The organism is Sinorhizobium prairiense, assembly GCF_029201645.2.
Lineage (GTDB): Bacteria > Pseudomonadota > Alphaproteobacteria > Rhizobiales > Rhizobiaceae > Sinorhizobium > Sinorhizobium meliloti_A.
Map to the genome: position 1 here is coordinate 1412937 of NZ_CP104133.1, position 17085 is coordinate 1430021.

Sequence of the window (17085 nt, forward strand, 5' to 3'; positions counted from 1 at the left end):
CCCTTGGTTTTCGGGCAACCCTTTTCAACAAACTGACAGTGCTTGCTCCCGGGGGGAGCCCTGTGGCTCTGTTTTTGATTTTTGGCCGTTGGACAATCCGTTCCTTCCATACCGGTCGGCCATTCACAAACGGTCCTCTATGGCCTAGAAGGCGCGCAGTAGAACTCCGGTCGCAGCCTACCCGGTCAAAACAAGGACACCTGTCATGAAGACAATTGTAATCTGCTCAGGCGGATTGGATTCCGTTTCGCTTGCGCACAAGGTCGCGGCTGAACAGTCGCTTTCCGGCCTCCTGTCGTTCGATTACGGCCAACGGCACCGCAAGGAACTGGATTTCGCCGCCGCCTGCGCCATGCGCCTCGGCGTCCCGCACCAGATCATCGACATCCGCGAGATCGGCCGCCATCTCACCGGATCGGCGCTGACCGACGATTTGGACGTGCCGGACGGGCACTATGCCGAAGAGACGATGAAGGCGACGGTGGTGCCGAACCGCAACGCCATCATGCTTGCCATCGCCTTCGGCGTCGCTGCAGCCCGCAAGGCGGATGCGGTCGCGACCGCCGTGCATGGCGGCGACCACTTCATCTATCCCGATTGCCGGCCGGGTTTCATCGACGCTTTCCAGGCGATGCAGAACCGCGCGCTCGACGGATATGCGGATGTTGCGCTCTATGCGCCCTATGTGAACGTCGCCAAGGCCGACATCGTAGCGGACGGAGCCAGGCACGGCACGCCTTTTGCCGAGACATGGTCCTGCTACAAGGGCGGCGCGCACCATTGCGGGCGCTGCGGCACCTGTGTCGAGCGGCGCGAAGCCTTTCACCTCGCGGGTGTCCCTGATCCGACGAAGTACGACGATCCGCTTTTCTGGGTCGCGGCGACCGGCTCCTTCGTTGCCGAAGAGGTGAAATGATGTTCCGCATCACCAAGGAATTCCATTTCTCCGCCTCGCACCAGCTGAAGAGCCTTCCGGCCGAGCATCAATGCGCCCGGCTGCATGGGCACAACTACATCGTCGAGGTCGAGCTTTCCGGCGAAAGGCTGAACGAGCATGGATTCGTTCGCGACTATCACGAGCTCGCACCGCTGAAGGAATATATCGACGAGTGCTTCGACCACCGCCATCTGAACGACGTGCTCGGGCACGATCGGGTGACGGCGGAATGCCTGGCGCAGCATTTCTACGAATGGTGCAGAGCCCGGCTACCCGAGACGACGGCCGTTCGCGTCAGCGAGACGGCAAAGACCTGGGCGGAGTATCGCCCATGATCCACACCCGATCCGACGAAATCCGCGTTAGCGAGATCTTCGGACCGACGATCCAGGGGGAGGGGGTGCTGATCGGCCTGCCGACGGTATTCGTCAGGAGCGGCGGCTGCGATTTCCGTTGTTCCTGGTGCGACAGCCTCCATGCCGTCGACAGCAGCTACCGGCATGAATGGCAAAAGATGTCGACCGAGGAGGTCTGGCAGGAAATCGTTCGGCTTTCGGGCGGAGAAGCTGTGATGGTGTCGCTATCGGGCGGCAACCCGGCAATACAGCCGTTCGGCGATCTGATCGCCCGCGGGCTCGAAAAGGGCTATCGATTTGCCCTGGAAACGCAAGGTTCGCTTGCCCGCGACTGGTTCGCCGCTCTCGACGTTCTGGTGCTCAGTCCCAAGCCGCCCTCGAGCGGGATGGAGACCGACTGGGAAGCCTTGGACGACTGTCGCCGCAGTGCTGGGAGCAAGCCGCAGACGGTGTTGAAGTTCGTGGTCTTCGACGAGACGGATTATGCCTATGCGCGGGCCGCCGCCGCGCGCCAGCCGGATCTGCCCGTCTATCTGCAGCCCGGCAATCATACGCCGCCGCCCGCGGACCAGGCGGACGCGCCGATCGATATCGACGGCGTGATGGAGCGGATGCGCTGGTTGGTCGACAGGGTCGTTGCAGACCGCTGGTTCGGGGCGCGGGTCCTGCCGCAACTGCATGTCCTCATCTGGGGCAACAGGCGGGGTGTTTGAAGCAGCAGTCGCGCGTCTGGTCAGGCCGCAGCACGGCTGATCCGACTTCAAGGCGCACCGCGTGCGGCCACCTCCAGGCCCGAAACGCCACCGCCGAGGCGAACCGGCTTCAGGGCCGGGCCTTCGGCGTCCTTGACGAGATGGAGCACGCGAGAGAACTGCACTCCGTTCCGCGGCGTTCGGCCGATCTTGATTACCGCGGTCTCCCGCAGGTCGGCCTCGAAGATCGAAAGTGCCCGTTTCAGGGCATCGGCGTCCATGGTCTCCAGCGCTTCGTCGATGACGACCCAGCGGGGTTTCTGCACGAGAAGCCGGGCGAAGGCCAGGAGGCGCTGCTCGTCGTCGCCGAGTTCGCGTTCCCAACGGGCCTCGCGATCGAGCGAAGTCGCAAGGTGGTCGAGCCCGACCTTCGAAAGCGCAGTCACGAGCACTTTGTCGGGAAAACTGTCGGCGTGCGGATAGGCAAGGGCGTCGCGCAGCCGGCCGCGGGGGAAATAAGGCGCGCGAGGAATGAAGGCCACGGTTTCGCCGGCAGGCATTCCCACGCGACCGCTTCCCCAGGGCCAGAGCCCGGCGAGCGCGCGGAAGACCAGCGTCTTCCCGGCACGCGGATCGCCGATGATGTTGACCCGTTGACCGGGGGCTATCTCGATACGAGACTCTGCCAGCCTGGTTCGCCCCGAGCGGGAGACCACCTCGAGGTTCTCGAACGTCATGGTGGCAGTGTCGTTCTCGACGAAGTCGATACGCTTTTCGTCGCCATGCAGCGTGTCTGCGGTGATCAGCGCGCGGCGGAAGGCGGCAACGCGCAGCAGCGTTGCGCGCCAGTCCGTTATCGCACTTACATTGGCGACGAACCATTTCAGCGACGAATGCACCTGATTGAACGCCCCCACCGCCATCATAAGGCCGCCGAAGCTGATGTTTCCCGCGAAATAGACGGGCGCCGCAACCAGAATCGGCGCGACGACCGTGACCCAGCCATAGCCGTCCTGAACCCAGGCAAGATTGATTTCGGCTCGGAATATGTTGCGCGTGGCGTCGAGCACGGAGGAGAGGTCGAGTTGCAGACGCCGTCGCTCTCCAGCCTCGCCGCCAGCAAGCGAGATGCCGTCGATATGCTCGTTGGCGTGCATCATCGAGAAGCGAAGATCGGCCTCGCGGGCATAGCGCTCGCCGTTCAGAACGATCAGCCGGCGGCCGACGAGCCAGCTCAGCCACGACGCGGAGCCGGCGTAGAGGATTGCAGCCCACACCATGTAGCCCGGAATTTCGAGCGATCGTTCGCCGATCTGGAAGGCAAAGCCCGCTGAAAGGGACCAGAGGACGCCAACGAACGAAATGAGCAAGATCGACGATTGCAAGAGGCCGAATCCGAGGCTGGTCGTGAGATCGGCAAGGTGTCCGGCATCCTCCTGCATGCGCTGATCCGGGTTCACGCCGATCGTGCCGGCATTGGCCAGTCGGAAGGCACGTCGCGGCCGCATCCACTGGCCGATCAAGTCCAATGTCAACCCTTCGCGCAGCTTCAAGCGCACCATCTGATTGAGCCATTGCTGGGCGACGTTGAACACCAGAAGGACGCCGGCGAGCAGGACGAACAGCATGAGCTGATAGAAGAAGCTGTTGAGATCACGCCGCTCGATCGCGTCGAAGAAGGGCCGGTACCAGCGATTGAGAACGATCTGCCCGATGGCGGTGACGATGATTATGGTGAAGCTGCCGGCCGCGAGCCACAGGATAGGCTTCAAAACCGGCGAGTCGACGAAGGCGTGCCGCATCATCTCGAACTGCTGCCAGATACTGCTGCCTTCCGGTGGGGCGGTGGGCGTTCGGGCCTGAGCCTCATTACCGGTTTGGTTCTTCATCTCCAATTTCTCCTCGGCGCACACGGCATCCCAGTCTAATCCGCGAAAAGCGCGAACGGAAAAGATCCGGGACGTTGTGTTTACGGTCGCCTCTGTGGCTTGAACAATCTGCCGGCCGGAGCAAGTGCCGTATGGCAGCGCCCGGTTTCATGCTCGGCGGCGGCGGTCCGACAAGTGGAGATTCAGTGCCGAGCAACAGTCGGTACGAAGCAAATAGGCCGTTAAAAATCTGTAATAGAGCTAAATTAGAAATCCCCATACTGCTCAATGTATGGACAACGGCGCCGCCTGAAAACCGGATTTTGATCCGTTCCTGAGACAGTCGGACCCCACCCGTTTCCGGAACGGCATCGCTGAGCATGCAGCCACGACGTGCGACCCTTTGAATGTATTCGAGATTTTCTTCTGCAACTGTCGCATGGGAAGTACCTGACAGCTCCCACCGCCTATACAGTAAACTTTTGTGATCTACGAGGCCTGACCGTTATCGCCGCCGGACATTTGCCCGTCGTCAGCAATATTTGAGCGCGGTTCTCGGGCCGGTGGCCGAATCGGGACATCGCAACCCCACGATGCCGAAATCGACATTCCGGTGCTCGACTGGCGCTTCCGGTGCACAAGAGCGATTTCGGCTTGTCCATGTTACAGCGATGACATAAAACGTTACCGCCGTCCTGCAGCGCCGCGCGTCTCACGCGCACAAAGGTTGCTGCAGCACTTTTATCTGTTGCATGTCTTTTCCCTTGAATTGCGGTTCAGGGGGCATGCAGTGACGCGTGTCGACCCGTACTCAACAGCAAAATTCGTAAGAATTTTCATGCCAAGAGAAGGAGACATTTATGTCTATTTCACCCTCCAACATTGGCGACAAGGAAGCCGCTCCGATGCCCAACGGCGACATCGCCGCTCGCGTCAAGGCCGCGCGTGAAGCGGTCGGCTACAGCATCGAGGATCTCGCGGTCACCTGCGGCCTCGCCGTCGTCGAAATCAACGATATCGAGAACGGCACGGAGTTCAGCCCGGCGAAGCTCAAGCGCGTCGCCGGCGCACTGCAGGTGCCGCTTTCCCATTTCCTGCCCACGGAAATGTGAGATCGGCAGAACGAGGTGCGCGGTTCCGCCACCCTCTGCCGGAAGCGCTCAGCACCGTGACCCGTTGTAATCTGGCCCGGCCGGCTCATACGCCGGCCGGGCTGCCATGAAACGGGTGAAGGCCTTTTATCTTCTGGATGAGCTGCGTGCCGTTGAAGGGTTTTGCCAGGCGAGGCAGGGCACGAAATCGTTCAGGCAAGTCAAACACGGTGTAACCGGTCAACAGAAGCACCGGCACCTCGCGCTCCATGAGTTCATCGACAAGTGGATAGGCGAACTCGCCTCGTAGGTTCAGGTCAAGGGTCGCGATATCGAACGGGTGTGCGCGGACTGCGGAAATCGACTGTGCGAGGCTCGTGAATGGGCCGATCACCGAATAGCCCGCCGCGACGAGATCGTCTTCAATCTGAAGCGCGACAAGAAACTCGTCCTCGACGACGAGCACACGGCATCGGTCGCCGGGGTTCATCCCGGAGCTCCGCGCGGATAAGGAACGTCGATCGTACAAACCAGGCCTTGCGGCGCAAACTCGAGATGCACTTCACCGCCAAGATCAGAGGCGAGGATCCGCTCGAGCAACAGACGCCCGAAACCGTTGTGCTTGGGCGCAACAACCGCCGGTCCGCCCGTCTCGCTCCAGCATATCCGCAGCCGTTCACTTGCCACGTCGATCATCCACTCGATATCGACTTTTCCGCTCTTGACGGAGAGTGCCCCATGTTTCGCGGCATTGGTTGCAAGCTCGTGCGCCGCCATGCCGAGGGTGAGCGCATGCTTGGGCGGCAACATCGCCGGCGGCCCCGCAAGGGTCACGTTGGTCCTGCCGTCGTCCTGATAGGGTGCCAGTTCGTCGAACAGCACGGTTTTCAGGGAAACTCCAGACCAGCTCGCCTCCGCCAGGCGCGTATGCGTCTGCGCGAGCGCCCTTATGCGCGCATCGAAGGAACGGTGCGCCGCGGTGGCGTCCGGATTGGTCGAGAAGGTCTGTCGTGCGATCGAGCCGACGATCGCCAGCGTGTTCTTCACGCGGTGGCTGAGCTCGGCGACGAGGAGATTGCGCTGCGCTTCGGCCTCCCGGCGCTCCGTGATGTCCATGCAGACGCCGATCAGACGCCTTTTGGGGCCGTTGCGCGGCGAAAGCTGTCCGAAAGCCTCGATCCACCGGATGGCCCCATCGGGGAACTGAGCACGGTAGACGACGTGGTAGTCTCCCTCTGCTTCGATCGCCCTGGCCATCTCGCGCTCGATCAAGGGAAGATCGTCCGGGTGTACGTCGCGCTTGAAGTCGGCCAGCGTTCCACCGAACGATCCGGGCTCGATACGGTGAAGCGCCTCCAGCCCCGGCGACCAGATCACCTCACCCGTTTCGAGGTTCCACTCCCAGGCGCCCATATGTCCGGCATCCAGTGCGAGCTGCAGGCGCCGTTCGCTTTCCTGGAGCGCCTCCTCGGCCTGCTTGCGTCCGGTGATGTCGACAGCGGCAGCGACGGCTCCGACCACTTCGCCTGTGACGTCGCGCAGCGGAGTCGCGTTGCCGAAGATATGACGGGAGCTTCCGTCGTCGAAGCGTATTTCCTGCTCGAAGTTCTGCACCTCTTCGCCGCGCGCCGCCCTTTGTACGGGCATCTCCTCCGGCGACAATGCGCGCCCTTCCGAGAAAACGCGGAAGTTGGTGGGGTGCTCGCCGGGAGGCGCCGACATCGAAAGGTTGCTGTCGTGCGGTAGCCGCAAAATCTCGTAGGAGCTGTTATTGCCGCTGATGACGCGGCAATCCGGCGTGCGCGCCATCCAGATCAAAGCCGGGACGGCCTCCATGATCGCGGCCAACTCGGCCGCGCGCGCCCTTTCGTTCGCCTCGTTGCGGCGCAACTGCTCTTCCGCCTGGCGCCGCGCATATTCGGCTCTCATGCGCTGAATGCTGAATCCGAGTTGCCGCGCGATGGTAAGCGCCATGCCGATCTCGGTTTCCGCAAACTGATGTGGCCGGTCGTAATAGGTCATGAATTTGCCTATCAGCCTGCCTTCCGTGACGAGCGGGAAAAAGCCGAGCGCGCCAATACCTTCGCCGACTATGCTCTCCTTCAGCTCTCGCGAGATTTCCGTCTCGTCGATATTCTCGACGAAGATCGGCTCGGGTTCGTTCGCTCCCGTATGCCAAGGGGAGTGTCCGTCGACGGCGCGCTGGTAATGCTCTGAAAGGCCGCGGGCGGCGACGAACCGCATGGTCCCGGAATCGTCGAAAAGCAGAATCGACGCACGGTCGCAATTCAACGCGCCCTGGATGGCGTCCAGTGTCGCCTCGTAGACTTCTTCTATCCGTTTGGTACGCTGAACCCTTTCGGTCAGACGATACAGTGCGGCCTGCTCACGAAAGCGCGCAGCCAATGCCTCTGCCGCGCTTTTCGTCTCGGTGATGTCGCGGGCGATCTTGGAGGCGCCGATGATACGGCCGGTTGCATCCCTGACGGGCGAAACGGTGAGCGAAATATCGACGAGAGTCCCGTCCTTGCGCCGGCGCTTGGTCTCGAAATGGTCGACCAGTTCGCCTCTACGAATGCGTTCGAGAATGCCGGGCTCCTCGCTCAGACGTTCCGGTGGTATGAGGAGGGTGATCGACTTGCCGATAACTTCTTCCGCCGTATAGCCAAAAAGCCGCTGCGCGCCGCGGTTCCAGCTGGTGATGATCCCGTCCAGGTTCTTCGCGACGATCGCATCGTCGGAAGATTCGACGATCGCGGCGAGATAGCGGGAACTGCGCTCCATATCCTTCGCGCCGCTGAGGTCCACGAGAAGATTGACGGCTCCTGTCAATGCGCCCGTGTCGTCGAAGATCGGCGTCGGATGCGGGAGAAGCGGGACCGAGGTGCCGTCCGGACGGACCGCGATAAGTTCTTCGCCCCTTATCGGCCGCCCTTCTTTCAATGCGCGCGCCATCGGGCACTGGTCGTGCGCAAGAGGCGAGCCGTCCGGCCGCCTCAGTTGCCAACTGACGCACCAGCGATCCTTACCGAGCTCCGGCTCGCGCCCCGCAACGGCCACCGCCGCGGCGTTGCAGTAAGTGACGATACCTTCAGCGTCGGTCGCGTATACCGGCACCGCGAGTGCGTCGAGCACGGCCCGATAATCGGTCGCCTCTGAAGTCGTGACATCGTCGATCGTCGTTTTGGGTAGAATTTCTGCGCCGTGCATGTTCCCTCCGCAGCCGCCGCCAACTTCAAAGAACGCAGCCATCGCTGCTTTGTTCCGCGCCCGTCCCCAAACTCTTGGGGGTTATTAAAACGGCAGCCCCGTCTAGATTAGGCCTGAGGACGCGATCAGCGCCGGGGTGAGCGGAGGAAACCGAACATCAAACCGGAGACATTTCGATGAGCAAAACCGTATTGAACGCCGTGGGAACGCCGCTTTACTACAGCGGCAGTTCGACTGCTTGGTTCTCCGCCACCGGCTCTGGCCCCACGCTCCATGGCACTGCCGGCAATGATTCCATGTGGGGCGACAGCTCCGTGAACGTCACCATGATCGGCGGCAGAGGCGACGACATTTACTACCTATATTCGTCGATCAACCGGGCATCGGAAGCGGCCGGCGAGGGCGTCGACACGATAAGCACGTGGATGAGCTACACCCTGCCGGCGAACTTCGAGAACCTCACGGTTACCGGAAGCGGTCGTTTCGCATTCGGCAACGATACGGACAACATCATAAAGGGCGCGTCGGGAACGCAGACGATCGACGGGCGCGGCGGCAACGACGTCCTGATCGGCGCGGGCGGTGCCGACACCTTCGTGTTTGCGCGAGGCAACGGAAGCGACCTGATTACCGATTTCAACTATGACGACATCGTACGCCTCGACGGCTACGGCTTCACGTCGTTCGAGCAGATTCTGTCCAATGTGGCTCAGGAGGGCGCCGATCTCCGGCTCCATCTCGCCGATGGCGAGAGCCTGGTATTCGCGAACACCACCGCCGACGAATTGCAGGCGCACCAGTTCAGGCTAAGCCTCGACCGCTCCGTCCTGTCTCAGAGTTTCTCGGACGAGTTCAATACGCTTCAGCTCAGAAACGGTACAAGCGGAGTCTGGGACGCCAAATTCTGGTGGGCGCCGGAAAAAGGAGCGACGCTTTCCAGTAACGGCGAGCAGCAATGGTACATCAATCCGAGCTATGAGCCGACCGCTTCCGTCAACCCCTTCTCCGTCCATAACGGCGTGCTGACGATCACGGCCGCGCCGGCGTCGGAGGCGATCCAGGCCGAGATCAACGGCTATGATTACACGTCCGGAATGCTGACGACCTACTCGTCCTTTGCCCAAACCTACGGCTATTTCGAAATGCGCGCGGACATGCCGGACGACCAGGGCGTCTGGCCGGCCTTCTGGCTGCTGCCCGCCGACGGTTCCTGGCCGCCGGAACTCGATGTCGTGGAAATGCGCGGACAGGACCCGAATACTGTCATCGCCACGGTGCATTCCAACGAAACGGGCTCGAGAACGAGCATCGAAAATGCGGTGAAGGTCGCAGATGCGAGCGGGTTTCACACATACGGGGTGCTTTGGACGGAAGAAGAGATCGTCTGGTATTTCGACGATGCGGCGATCGCGCGCGCCGATACGCCTTCCGACATGCACGACCCGATGTACATGCTCGTCAACCTGGCGGTCGGCGGCATCGCCGGCACGCCCAGCGACGGTCTCGCAGACGGGTCCGAAATGAAGGTCGACTACATCAAAGCCTATTCGCTCGACGCGGACTGGCAGATCTGAACCAGGGAGTGCGAAGGCCGGCAATCCTGCGGCGCTGCAGGCTGCCGGCCTTCGACTAACTATTTCTGGATGCAGGTATCCGCGGTCTCCTTGGTGCACTCGTCGAGGCCGGTGAAGACCGGGTCTTCGACCGGTTTGCCGGCGATCAGGTCCAGCATGACCTGCGGGGCCTTGTAGCCCATTTCGAATGGCCGCTGCCCGACGAGAGCGGTGACCAATCCTTCCCTGGCGATGGCGACCTCCTCGCCGATCGTGTCGGCAGCGCCGATGACGAATTCGTTCTTGGCGATCTTGTCGGCCATCGGCTTGAACAGATCGCGATAGGGCTGTGGCGCGCCGAACAGCGGCCACCCGCCCATGATCCCGAAAGCATCGAGGTCGGGATTGGCGGCAAGGATGTCGGTCATCGCCTGCACGCCCTTGGCGCCGTCGTCATTGGTGAAGACTGGGCAGCCCGCCACTTCGGTCCAGTTGCCTTCGCCCTTGAGTTCCGCCAGGCCTTTCTGGCCGGTCAGGGCGTCCCGCATGCCCTGGGCGCGGCGCAGAATGTTGTCGGCGCCGGGATTGCCCTCGATGGTGCAGATCTTGCCGCCATCGGGCTTGGCCTTCTTGATGTACTCGCCGATGCGGTAGCCCATCAGATAGTTGTCGGTCCCGAGATAGGTCTTGCGCAGGGCAGAGTCTTCGGCGGCGAGATCCGCATCCACGGTCATGACCGGAACCGATGGATTGGCGGTCTTCAACGTCTGGGCGATGAGCTTCGCATTGGATGGCGAGATGGCGATTGCGGCGGTTTCAGCCTTGCCCAGCATGTCCTGAACGATCTGCGCCTCGCCGGCCTCATCCGAGGTCGAAGCCGGACCCGTGTAGAAGCACTCGTATTCCGAGTCCGGATTTTCCTTGTTCCACTTCTGGCAACCCTGGTTGATCGCTTCGAAGAAGGGATTGTCCAGCCCCTTCACCACGATGACGAGCTGTTTCTTCTGGGCCATGGCCGTTCCGGCGCTGAGTGCCAGAGCGGCAACGGCAAGCAATAGTGCCTTCCTCATTCCTTCCTCCCTTGAAACAAGCGGACACGCGCGTGCCCGCGCCTTGAAATATCAGAGTTTCGGGTAGGCGGCGGCGTCGCGCAGCCGTCGATCCATCGAGGCATTGAAGAGCGGCCGGTCGCGCGCGGATCGTCAAGCAGCGCCGCGATGAGGTCCGCCTGACCCTGTCCGTGCCCCGGGGACAAGGATCAGCATGCTCTCCTCCCAGCACCAGCTAATATCCGCGCGAACGGCACGTCAACGACTATTTGTATGACAATATGCGTTTCAGCGTATGTGCGGAGCGATTTGTAGGACTATTGATTGACGCTTTCCCGCGCATTTGCGTAAATGGAAGCGGTCGCCTTGCCGGGAGAGCGCGAGAGCGGGGGCAAGCGACCGAGGAGGCGGCCCGCTGCTTCGGGAGGCTAAACGGCTGTGGCAGTTCTCGAACTCGTCAATATTTCCAAGCATTTCGGCGCCATTCAGGCGGTCAGCGACGTGTCGCTCTCGCTCGACCGCGGCGAGGTGGTCGGGCTCATGGGCGACAACGGCGCCGGCAAGTCGACACTGGTCAAGATGATGGCCGGCAACTTCCGGCCGAGCCATGGAACGATCCGGCTCGACGGTGCGGAACTCGTGATGCATCGCCCGGTCGAGGCACGGCAGCACGGCATCGAGATCGTCTATCAGGATCTGGCGCTTTGCGACAACCTCACGGCTGCTGCAAATGTCTTTCTCGGGCGGGAGATCAGGCGCGGCATCGGGCCGCTGCGCATACTCGATTACAGGGCGATGTACCGCCGCGCCGGCGAGATTTTCAAAGAACTGAAGTCGGAGACGCCGCCGCGCAACCTGGTCAGGCAAATGTCGGGCGGTCAGCGGCAGGCGGTTGCAATCGCGCGGACGATGCTTTCAGAGGCCAAAATCGTGCTCATGGACGAACCGACGGCGGCCATTTCGGTGCGGCAGGTGGCCGAGGTGCTGAACCTGATCCGCGAGTTGCGCGACCGGGGCATCGCCGTCGTGCTGATCAGCCACCGTATGCCGGACGTCTTTACCGTCGCCGACCGGGTGATCGTTATGCGGCGGGGCAGGAAGGTTGCCGACAAGCCGATCGCCGCGAGTTCGCCGGAGGAGGTGACGGGCCTGATCACCGGCGCCATCGAACAGGTGTGAACCATTCGGAAAGAAAGCGAAGGTCGACAATGGCAATTACGCTCGATCGAGCAGTCGGACAGAGAGACCGCGGATGGCTCTCGTTCCTGTTGGCCAGCCAGGCATTCTGGGTCCTGGTGGCGGTCATCCTCGCCTGCCTCTTCCTGTCGGTTGCCACCGACTCCTTCGCAACGGCCAAAAACCTCTACAACATCACGCGCAACTTCACCTTCGTCGCGATTATCGCGCTCGGAATGACGCTGGTCATCATTACCGGCGGCATCGATCTGTCGGTGGGGTCGGTTCTCTGCCTGTGCAGCATGGTGCTGGCCGTGGTTATGCATGCCGGCTACGGCATAGAGGTGGGTATTGCCGCCTCGATCGGCACGGCGCTGGTCGCCGGCGCATTCAACGGGGTCATGATAGCCTATCTCGGCTTTCCACCTTTCGTGATCACCCTCGGAATGCTCTCGATCGCGCGAAGCCTGGCGATGGTTGCCTCCAACAATACGGTCGTATTCGAGTTCGGCCCGGACCACGACACGCTCCTGGCTCTTGGCGGCGGCGCCTGGTTCCTCGGCATCGCCAATCCGGTGCTCTACATGATCGTCCTGGCGCTCCTCACCGGCTTCGTTCTGCGCTGGACGAAGTTCGGCCGCTACGTCTTCGCCATCGGCGGCAACGAGCACGCCGCGACGCTCACCGGCGTTCCGGTGAGAAGGATCAAGGTTGCCGTATACATGATCTCCGCGCTCGCGGCGGGGATTGCCGGCATCATCCAGACCGGCTGGCTCGGCGCCGTGACGACCAATATCGGTGCAGGAATGGAGCTTCAGGTCATCGCTGCTGCCGTCATCGGCGGCGCCAATCTTGCCGGCGGCGCCGGCACGGCTTCCGGCGCCCTGATCGGAGCTGCGCTGATCGAGGTGATCCGCAACAGCCTCGGCTTGCTCGGGATTAACGCATTCTGGCAGGGCGCCTTCATCGGCGGCGCCATCGTGCTCGCGGTGCTTTTCGACCGGATCCGAAACTTCCGGCAAAGCGAATAGACGAGGGAAGGCGGGCCGACGCGGCCCGCATTCAAGAACCGGTTCGCCGGCTCAGCCCTTGGCGAGGATTCGCCGCATCTCTTCCATGGCGGCTTCACGCTGGGGGTCGCGTCCGTCGGCATAGGGCAGGGGAAACGGAACGGTTACGTCCGGCTCGACGCCGCGCCCCTCCAGCCGTACGCCGTCATCGATCACCGCGTCGGAAACCGCAAGCTCCAGAATGCTGTCGTCCGGCAGGATATAGGCGCGGCCTGCGAGAAGCGCCCCCGCCGTGCGCGCCCCGACGAGCGGGATTCCGTTGGTCTTCAACGCATAGGCGAAGAGTTCGAGGCCGCTTCTCGATCCCTCGTCTATGATGGCGACGATCGGGCGTCGCCAGCGGACATTGGCGAGCATATCCTTGCCGTTGCGGGAGATCAGCCTGAAGTTCGGCGTATCGCCGACGAAGAGCTCCGCCGCGTCGGGCGGACCGCCGCCCCAGCGTCCGCGCAGATCGACGACGACGCCATCGGCGTCCTTGAGACGGCCGGTCGCCAGTTCCCGCGCCGCGATGTCGAGACCGTCGGGACTTGAAAGGGTCCAAAGACGCAGATAACCGATGCGCCGCCCATCGCTCTCGTTGACGGACACGCTGTTCTCGATCGCCTTTTCGAATGTGGGCAAGGGCCGCAGCCGTTCGACCGCGACACTGGCCGTGAAGGGCTGTGCGTCGCGATTACGGCGCAGGCGGATCTCCACCTCTTGTCCGATCCTGTCGCGGAAGGATTCGATTTCGCGATACGGCGCGCCATCCACCGACAGAACCTCGTCGCCCACCCGGATACCCGCCTTGTCCGCAGGCGAACCGTCATAGACGTCGCTGACGAACAGCAGGCCGTTTTCCCTTCGGGCGACCATGCCGACCCCGGCATAGCTGGCCCGGCCATCCGGCGGGAACAGCCGCTTCATGTCGTGGCGGATAGCGTAGCGGAATATGTCGGCGAGTTCGTAATAGGCAATCGTATCCCGCGTGAAGCGAGCCGTATGCGACGCGTTGAGGCTCGCGAGGACTCTCTCGACCGCAGCATCGACCCGGGGCTCCGTGCTCTTCTCGTTCAGCGGGTCTACGCCATCGAGTTCCTGCCGTACCGCTGCGCCGAAGCCGTCGAGCGCTGCGGAATCGTGAAAGTTGTCGACGACAAGCGTGACGACACGGTCGAATATCGGATGACCCGAGCGCGGCAGGTCGAGGCCGAAGCCCTGGGCAGGAACGAGGAGAAGCAGGAACCCGGCCAACAGGCCCCCGGGCATCTTCGCGTGCATGGATCGATCTCCGTTCTCCGGGGATCATACCGGCACATCGGCGACTGCAGTGAGGCCTCTCTCAACAACATTCCGTGAGGTCGGCGAGAGCGGCATAGTCTCTCCTTTTCATGGAACACTTGCCCATCGCCAAAGTTGTAGGCCAGGCTGCCGATGACATACGTAAAGGCGGGGAAATGGTCGTTTATCTTACAGGCCTGGTATCGCTGCTGCTCGCCGCTCTCAGCCTCGGCCCCTCCTTCGCCCATGTATTGGAGGCGCCGCCCCGGCTGTTCGTCTGGGCGCCGGAACTGTGGCGCGAGGCGACCGTCTTCAACGGCCAGTTCGCGCTTTTTGCAAAGGTCGGCGCGCCGCTCGACGTCACGACGATACTGGCGGCGTGCTTTCTTTCCTACCTGCTCGCCAATGAGCGGCCGGCGTTCTGGTTCGCCCTCGCCGGCGCGGTTTTCTTTGCTGGAGCGCTGGCGGCGTGGTTCACGCTGGTCGCTCCGGCAAATGCGATCCTGGCCACCTGGAAACCAGGCCCGATCCCGCCGGACTTCGAAGCGATACGCCTCAGATGGGAGACGGGCCACATGGCCGTCGCCGCGTTGAAGGTCCTCGCCTTCGGGTCGATTTCTATCGCCCTGCTGGCACCGCGCCTTGGCAGTGGCACATAGCGCAGTCCTCAGAGAGCTATCGCCGTTGCGAGCAATACGAGGCTGGCGAGGCCGAGAACGGCCCGTACGACATGGGATCGCTCCCAGCGGTCCCGCAGGACGGTCCAGTCCGCGTTTTCCGCGGCCGTCGAAGCGCGTTGCGCGCCGAAAGCGAAAAAGCGCGCACCCGTTCCTCCCAACTGCGTATCCTTGAGCCAGAAGTTGTTCACGGGGTGCGTCAGGATCCAGTACGCCGCGTGCATCGCCAGCAGCCCGGCGAATGCCCCGGCCGTCAGCCAGAATGCCGTCGTCCCGCCGGGCATCAGGAAGAGGAGAGCGGCAGTAAGAAGCAGGGCCGCCGGCTCTGCTGCGCCCCCGATGGTGAAGCCCGGATAGTAGATTGCCTGCATCGCCAGATATTGTTCTTTAGGCAATCGCAATTTGCCGGGCAACTCGAGTGCATGAGCAAGGGCCAGTGCCGTTGCTATCGCGACCAGGACGATCGTGAGAACTTCTACCGTCACGAGCATTAAGTCGATCCGATTTGCCTGCTGCAGGTTCCTCGACTTGCGTGTTTCCCCAAGACGCGCAGCGCCGCAGGGTTGTGGCCCGAACCCCGGAGCGCCGATTCGGTTCCATCAATCCTCGGGCTCGAAGTGGCCGGCGGCATCGACCACCGGAAATTGCGCTGCGTGGTGGCAAGCAGTGTGTCGATGGCGTCGTCGATGGTCCCCGATCGGTTAAGGGTCGCGAATGGCTTCACCAGTCACAAAAGCTTCAGGGAGCCTTCACCAAACTGTCGTGCCCCTCCGCTATCTGTCGCCGAAGTAAATGCAATTTTAAATGCAGGAGAGGCAGAGCATGTCATCGAAATTGCAAACCATTCTGGCGGCCAGTGCGGTCGCGCTTTTCTCCACCGTCGGGATGGCCTATGCCGACACCAAGGTCACCTTCTGGCACAGCTTTAAGAACGGACAGGGTGAAGCGCTTGAGAAAGTCATAGCGGGCTTCGAAGCCGCCAACCCGCAAATCGATATCCAGGCCGAATTCATCGGCAATTACAACGATATCGTTGCAAAACTTCAGGCTGCTATCCCGGCAAACCGCGCGCCCGACGCCGTCATTCTCGAAGTGACCCGCTACGGCCTGTTCGCCAACAGCAACATTCTGACGGACCTTACCCCCTATTTCGACGCCGATCCGCTGAAAGACAAGCTTTACGACTACGCCCGCGAAGTCGGCGTGATTAACGGCAAGACCTATATCGTCCCGTTCAACTCCTCGACGCCGGTCCTTTACTTCAACAAGGATGTGTTTGAGCGCGCAGGGCTGCCGGCCGATACGCCGCTCAAGACGTTCGACGATATCCTGGCGGCGGCCAGGACCATCAAGGAGAAGCTCGGTTCCGAGGGAATTTCCGGCATTGCGGCTCCTGGCCAATTCGCCCGCTGGGGTCTGGTCATGGCCAATGACAGCGATCTCGTCGATTCCAAAACCGGCGAAATCATGCTCGACAAGTCGAATACGATCGAAGCCTATCAATGGATGGCTTCGCTCGTACATGAGCACAAAGTCGCCTCGCCCGACGGCGTGACTGAGGAGGACAACGGCCGTGACGCCTTCCTCGCCGGCAAGGTCGGCATCATGCTGAACTCGACCGGCAATTACACCAGTTCGAAAAAGGCGCTGGGAGACAAGCTCGCCGTGCGGCCGATGCCTTGCAATAAAGTTTGCGCCGTTCCGATCGGCGGCGCCGGAATTGGTATTTTCGCCAAGGCCGATCAAGACGTGAAGGATGCCGCTTATAAGTTCGTTAGCTACGCCGCCTCGGCTGAATCCAATGCGGTCTGGTTCGCAGCAACAGGCTATATGCCGCTCAACAAGGACACGCCGAAGCAGCCGGTCGCGATAAAGGCGCTCGAAACCCAACCGGGCATTGATGTCGCCATTAACTCGCTGCCTTATGCTCGCGGCCGCGCCCGCACCACCGTCGTCACCTGGATGCGCTCCACCGAATACAAGATGTGGGAAGCCATGGCGCTCGGTCAGCGCGGCGTCGAAGAGACGATGAAGGACTTCGCCGAGCAGACGCGTAAGCAAGACAAGCGCCTCAGCAACTGATCGTTTCTCCAGCTAATGCCGGCGGGCTTCCTCTCACAGTCCGCCGGTCCGGTTTCATCGC

The 17085-nt window shown here is 61.9% G+C and carries 15 protein-coding genes and 1 pseudogene; 9 read left to right on the plus strand and 7 right to left on the minus strand.

The features are described 5' to 3' along the window. Positions 1-205: 205 nt before the first annotated feature. Genes queC through queE form a run of 3 tightly spaced genes read left to right on the plus strand, consistent with a single transcriptional unit; the run spans position 206 to position 2006 of the window. Entirely contained in the window at positions 206-916 is a 711-nt protein-coding gene (queC, locus tag N0Q91_RS29930; protein ID WP_275599060.1) for a 7-cyano-7-deazaguanine synthase QueC, read from the plus strand. Next, entirely contained in the window at positions 916-1272 is a 357-nt protein-coding gene (gene queD, locus N0Q91_RS29935) for a 6-carboxytetrahydropterin synthase QueD (protein WP_275599061.1), read from the plus strand. The genes queC and queD overlap by 1 nt, the downstream gene beginning before the upstream one ends. Next, positions 1269-2006, plus strand: coding sequence for a 7-carboxy-7-deazaguanine synthase QueE (gene queE / locus N0Q91_RS29940; RefSeq protein WP_127712266.1), 738 nt, complete (start codon positions 1269-1271; stop codon positions 2004-2006). The genes queD and queE overlap by 4 nt, the downstream gene beginning before the upstream one ends. 47 nt (positions 2007-2053) lie before the next feature. On the opposite strand, the gene N0Q91_RS29945 is transcribed toward queE, so the two are convergent. Continuing rightward, the gene (locus N0Q91_RS29945; RefSeq protein ID WP_275599062.1) at positions 2054-3874 is read right to left on the minus strand and encodes an ABC transporter ATP-binding protein/permease; all 1821 of its coding nucleotides are present in this window, start codon (positions 3872-3874) and stop codon (positions 2054-2056) included. A gap of 839 nt (positions 3875-4713) precedes the next feature. Here N0Q91_RS29945 and N0Q91_RS29950 point away from each other — a divergent pair. After that, positions 4714-4965 carry a helix-turn-helix domain-containing protein gene (locus tag N0Q91_RS29950; protein ID WP_018097005.1) on the plus strand — a complete coding sequence of 84 codons (252 nt, stop codon included), beginning with the start codon at positions 4714-4716 and terminating at the stop codon, positions 4963-4965. An 85-nt stretch (positions 4966-5050) separates the two neighbouring features. On the opposite strand, the gene N0Q91_RS29955 is transcribed toward N0Q91_RS29950, so the two are convergent. Together N0Q91_RS29955 and N0Q91_RS29960 are read right to left on the minus strand one after the other, a co-directional pair. Then, positions 5051-5434 carry a response regulator gene (locus tag N0Q91_RS29955; protein WP_100670348.1) on the minus strand — a complete coding sequence of 128 codons (384 nt, stop codon included), beginning with the start codon at positions 5432-5434 and terminating at the stop codon, positions 5051-5053. Beyond that, positions 5431-8154: a PAS domain S-box protein gene (locus tag N0Q91_RS29960; RefSeq protein WP_275599063.1), complete on the minus strand. Its 2724-nt coding sequence runs from the start codon at positions 8152-8154 to the stop codon at positions 5431-5433. The genes N0Q91_RS29955 and N0Q91_RS29960 overlap by 4 nt, the downstream gene beginning before the upstream one ends. Positions 8155-8330: 176 nt before the next feature. Here N0Q91_RS29960 and exsH point away from each other — a divergent pair, with 176 nt between their 5' ends. After that, positions 8331-9728, plus strand: coding sequence for an endo-1,3-1,4-beta-glycanase ExsH (exsH, locus tag N0Q91_RS29965; RefSeq protein WP_275599064.1), 1398 nt, complete (start codon positions 8331-8333; stop codon positions 9726-9728). Positions 9729-9787: 59 nt separating this feature from the next. Here the strand turns inward: exsH and N0Q91_RS29970 are convergent, their stop codons facing one another. Then, positions 9788-10777: a sugar-binding protein gene (locus N0Q91_RS29970; protein ID WP_004434499.1), complete on the minus strand. Its 990-nt coding sequence runs from the start codon at positions 10775-10777 to the stop codon at positions 9788-9790. Between the two features lie 417 nt (positions 10778-11194). Here N0Q91_RS29970 and N0Q91_RS29975 point away from each other — a divergent pair, with 417 nt between their 5' ends. Together N0Q91_RS29975 and N0Q91_RS29980 are read left to right on the plus strand one after the other, a co-directional pair. Further along, positions 11195-11935: an ATP-binding cassette domain-containing protein gene (locus tag N0Q91_RS29975; RefSeq protein WP_018097000.1), complete on the plus strand. Its 741-nt coding sequence runs from the start codon at positions 11195-11197 to the stop codon at positions 11933-11935. A gap of 29 nt (positions 11936-11964) precedes the next feature. Next, positions 11965-12963: an ABC transporter permease gene (locus N0Q91_RS29980; RefSeq protein WP_004434515.1), complete on the plus strand. Its 999-nt coding sequence runs from the start codon at positions 11965-11967 to the stop codon at positions 12961-12963. Between the two features lie 51 nt (positions 12964-13014). Here the strand turns inward: N0Q91_RS29980 and N0Q91_RS29985 are convergent, their stop codons facing one another. After that, complete coding sequence (locus tag N0Q91_RS29985) at positions 13015-14265, minus strand: S41 family peptidase (RefSeq protein ID WP_275599065.1); 1251 nt, start codon at positions 14263-14265, stop codon at positions 13015-13017. A gap of 176 nt (positions 14266-14441) precedes the next feature. Here N0Q91_RS29985 and N0Q91_RS29990 point away from each other — a divergent pair, with 176 nt between their 5' ends. Continuing rightward, positions 14442-14924 carry a DUF1772 domain-containing protein gene (locus N0Q91_RS29990; RefSeq protein ID WP_275599066.1) on the plus strand — a complete coding sequence of 161 codons (483 nt, stop codon included), beginning with the start codon at positions 14442-14444 and terminating at the stop codon, positions 14922-14924. Between the two features lie 8 nt (positions 14925-14932). On the opposite strand, the gene N0Q91_RS29995 is transcribed toward N0Q91_RS29990, so the two are convergent. Beyond that, on the minus strand, positions 14933-15433 hold the full coding sequence (locus N0Q91_RS29995; protein ID WP_275599067.1) for a DUF1772 domain-containing protein: 501 nt from the start codon (positions 15431-15433) through the stop codon (positions 14933-14935). Positions 15434-15553: 120 nt separating this feature from the next. After that, positions 15554-15669 (minus strand): annotated as a pseudogene (locus tag N0Q91_RS30000) (site-2 protease family protein); the annotation flags it as partial. 95 nt (positions 15670-15764) lie between these two features. Here N0Q91_RS30000 and N0Q91_RS30005 point away from each other — a divergent pair. Then, on the plus strand, positions 15765-17024 hold the full coding sequence (locus tag N0Q91_RS30005; protein ID WP_275599068.1) for an ABC transporter substrate-binding protein: 1260 nt from the start codon (positions 15765-15767) through the stop codon (positions 17022-17024). Positions 17025-17085 lie beyond the last annotated feature (61 nt).

Excerpts from the sequence above, each read along its gene's own strand:
- N0Q91_RS29955 (WP_100670348.1), bottom strand. The coding sequence starts at position 5,434 with ATGAACCCCGGCGACCGATGCCGTGTGCTCGTCGTCGAGGACGAGTTT.
- N0Q91_RS29990 (WP_275599066.1), top strand. The coding sequence starts at position 14,442 with ATGGTCGTTTATCTTACAGGCCTGGTATCGCTGCTGCTCGCCGCTCTC.
- N0Q91_RS29985 (WP_275599065.1), bottom strand. The coding sequence starts at position 14,265 with ATGCACGCGAAGATGCCCGGGGGCCTGTTGGCCGGGTTCCTGCTTCTC.
- N0Q91_RS29980 (WP_004434515.1), top strand. The coding sequence starts at position 11,965 with ATGGCAATTACGCTCGATCGAGCAGTCGGACAGAGAGACCGCGGATGG.
- queD (WP_275599061.1), top strand. The coding sequence starts at position 916 with ATGTTCCGCATCACCAAGGAATTCCATTTCTCCGCCTCGCACCAGCTG.
- N0Q91_RS30005 (WP_275599068.1), top strand. The coding sequence starts at position 15,765 with ATGTCATCGAAATTGCAAACCATTCTGGCGGCCAGTGCGGTCGCGCTT.
- N0Q91_RS29945 (WP_275599062.1), bottom strand. The coding sequence starts at position 3,874 with ATGAAGAACCAAACCGGTAATGAGGCTCAGGCCCGAACGCCCACCGCC.
- N0Q91_RS29995 (WP_275599067.1), bottom strand. The coding sequence starts at position 15,433 with ATGCTCGTGACGGTAGAAGTTCTCACGATCGTCCTGGTCGCGATAGCA.
- N0Q91_RS29960 (WP_275599063.1), bottom strand. The coding sequence starts at position 8,154 with ATGCACGGCGCAGAAATTCTACCCAAAACGACGATCGACGATGTCACG.
- exsH (WP_275599064.1), top strand. The coding sequence starts at position 8,331 with ATGAGCAAAACCGTATTGAACGCCGTGGGAACGCCGCTTTACTACAGC.
- N0Q91_RS29970 (WP_004434499.1), bottom strand. The coding sequence starts at position 10,777 with ATGAGGAAGGCACTATTGCTTGCCGTTGCCGCTCTGGCACTCAGCGCC.
- queC (WP_275599060.1), top strand. The coding sequence starts at position 206 with ATGAAGACAATTGTAATCTGCTCAGGCGGATTGGATTCCGTTTCGCTT.
- N0Q91_RS29950 (WP_018097005.1), top strand. The coding sequence starts at position 4,714 with ATGTCTATTTCACCCTCCAACATTGGCGACAAGGAAGCCGCTCCGATG.
- queE (WP_127712266.1), top strand. The coding sequence starts at position 1,269 with ATGATCCACACCCGATCCGACGAAATCCGCGTTAGCGAGATCTTCGGA.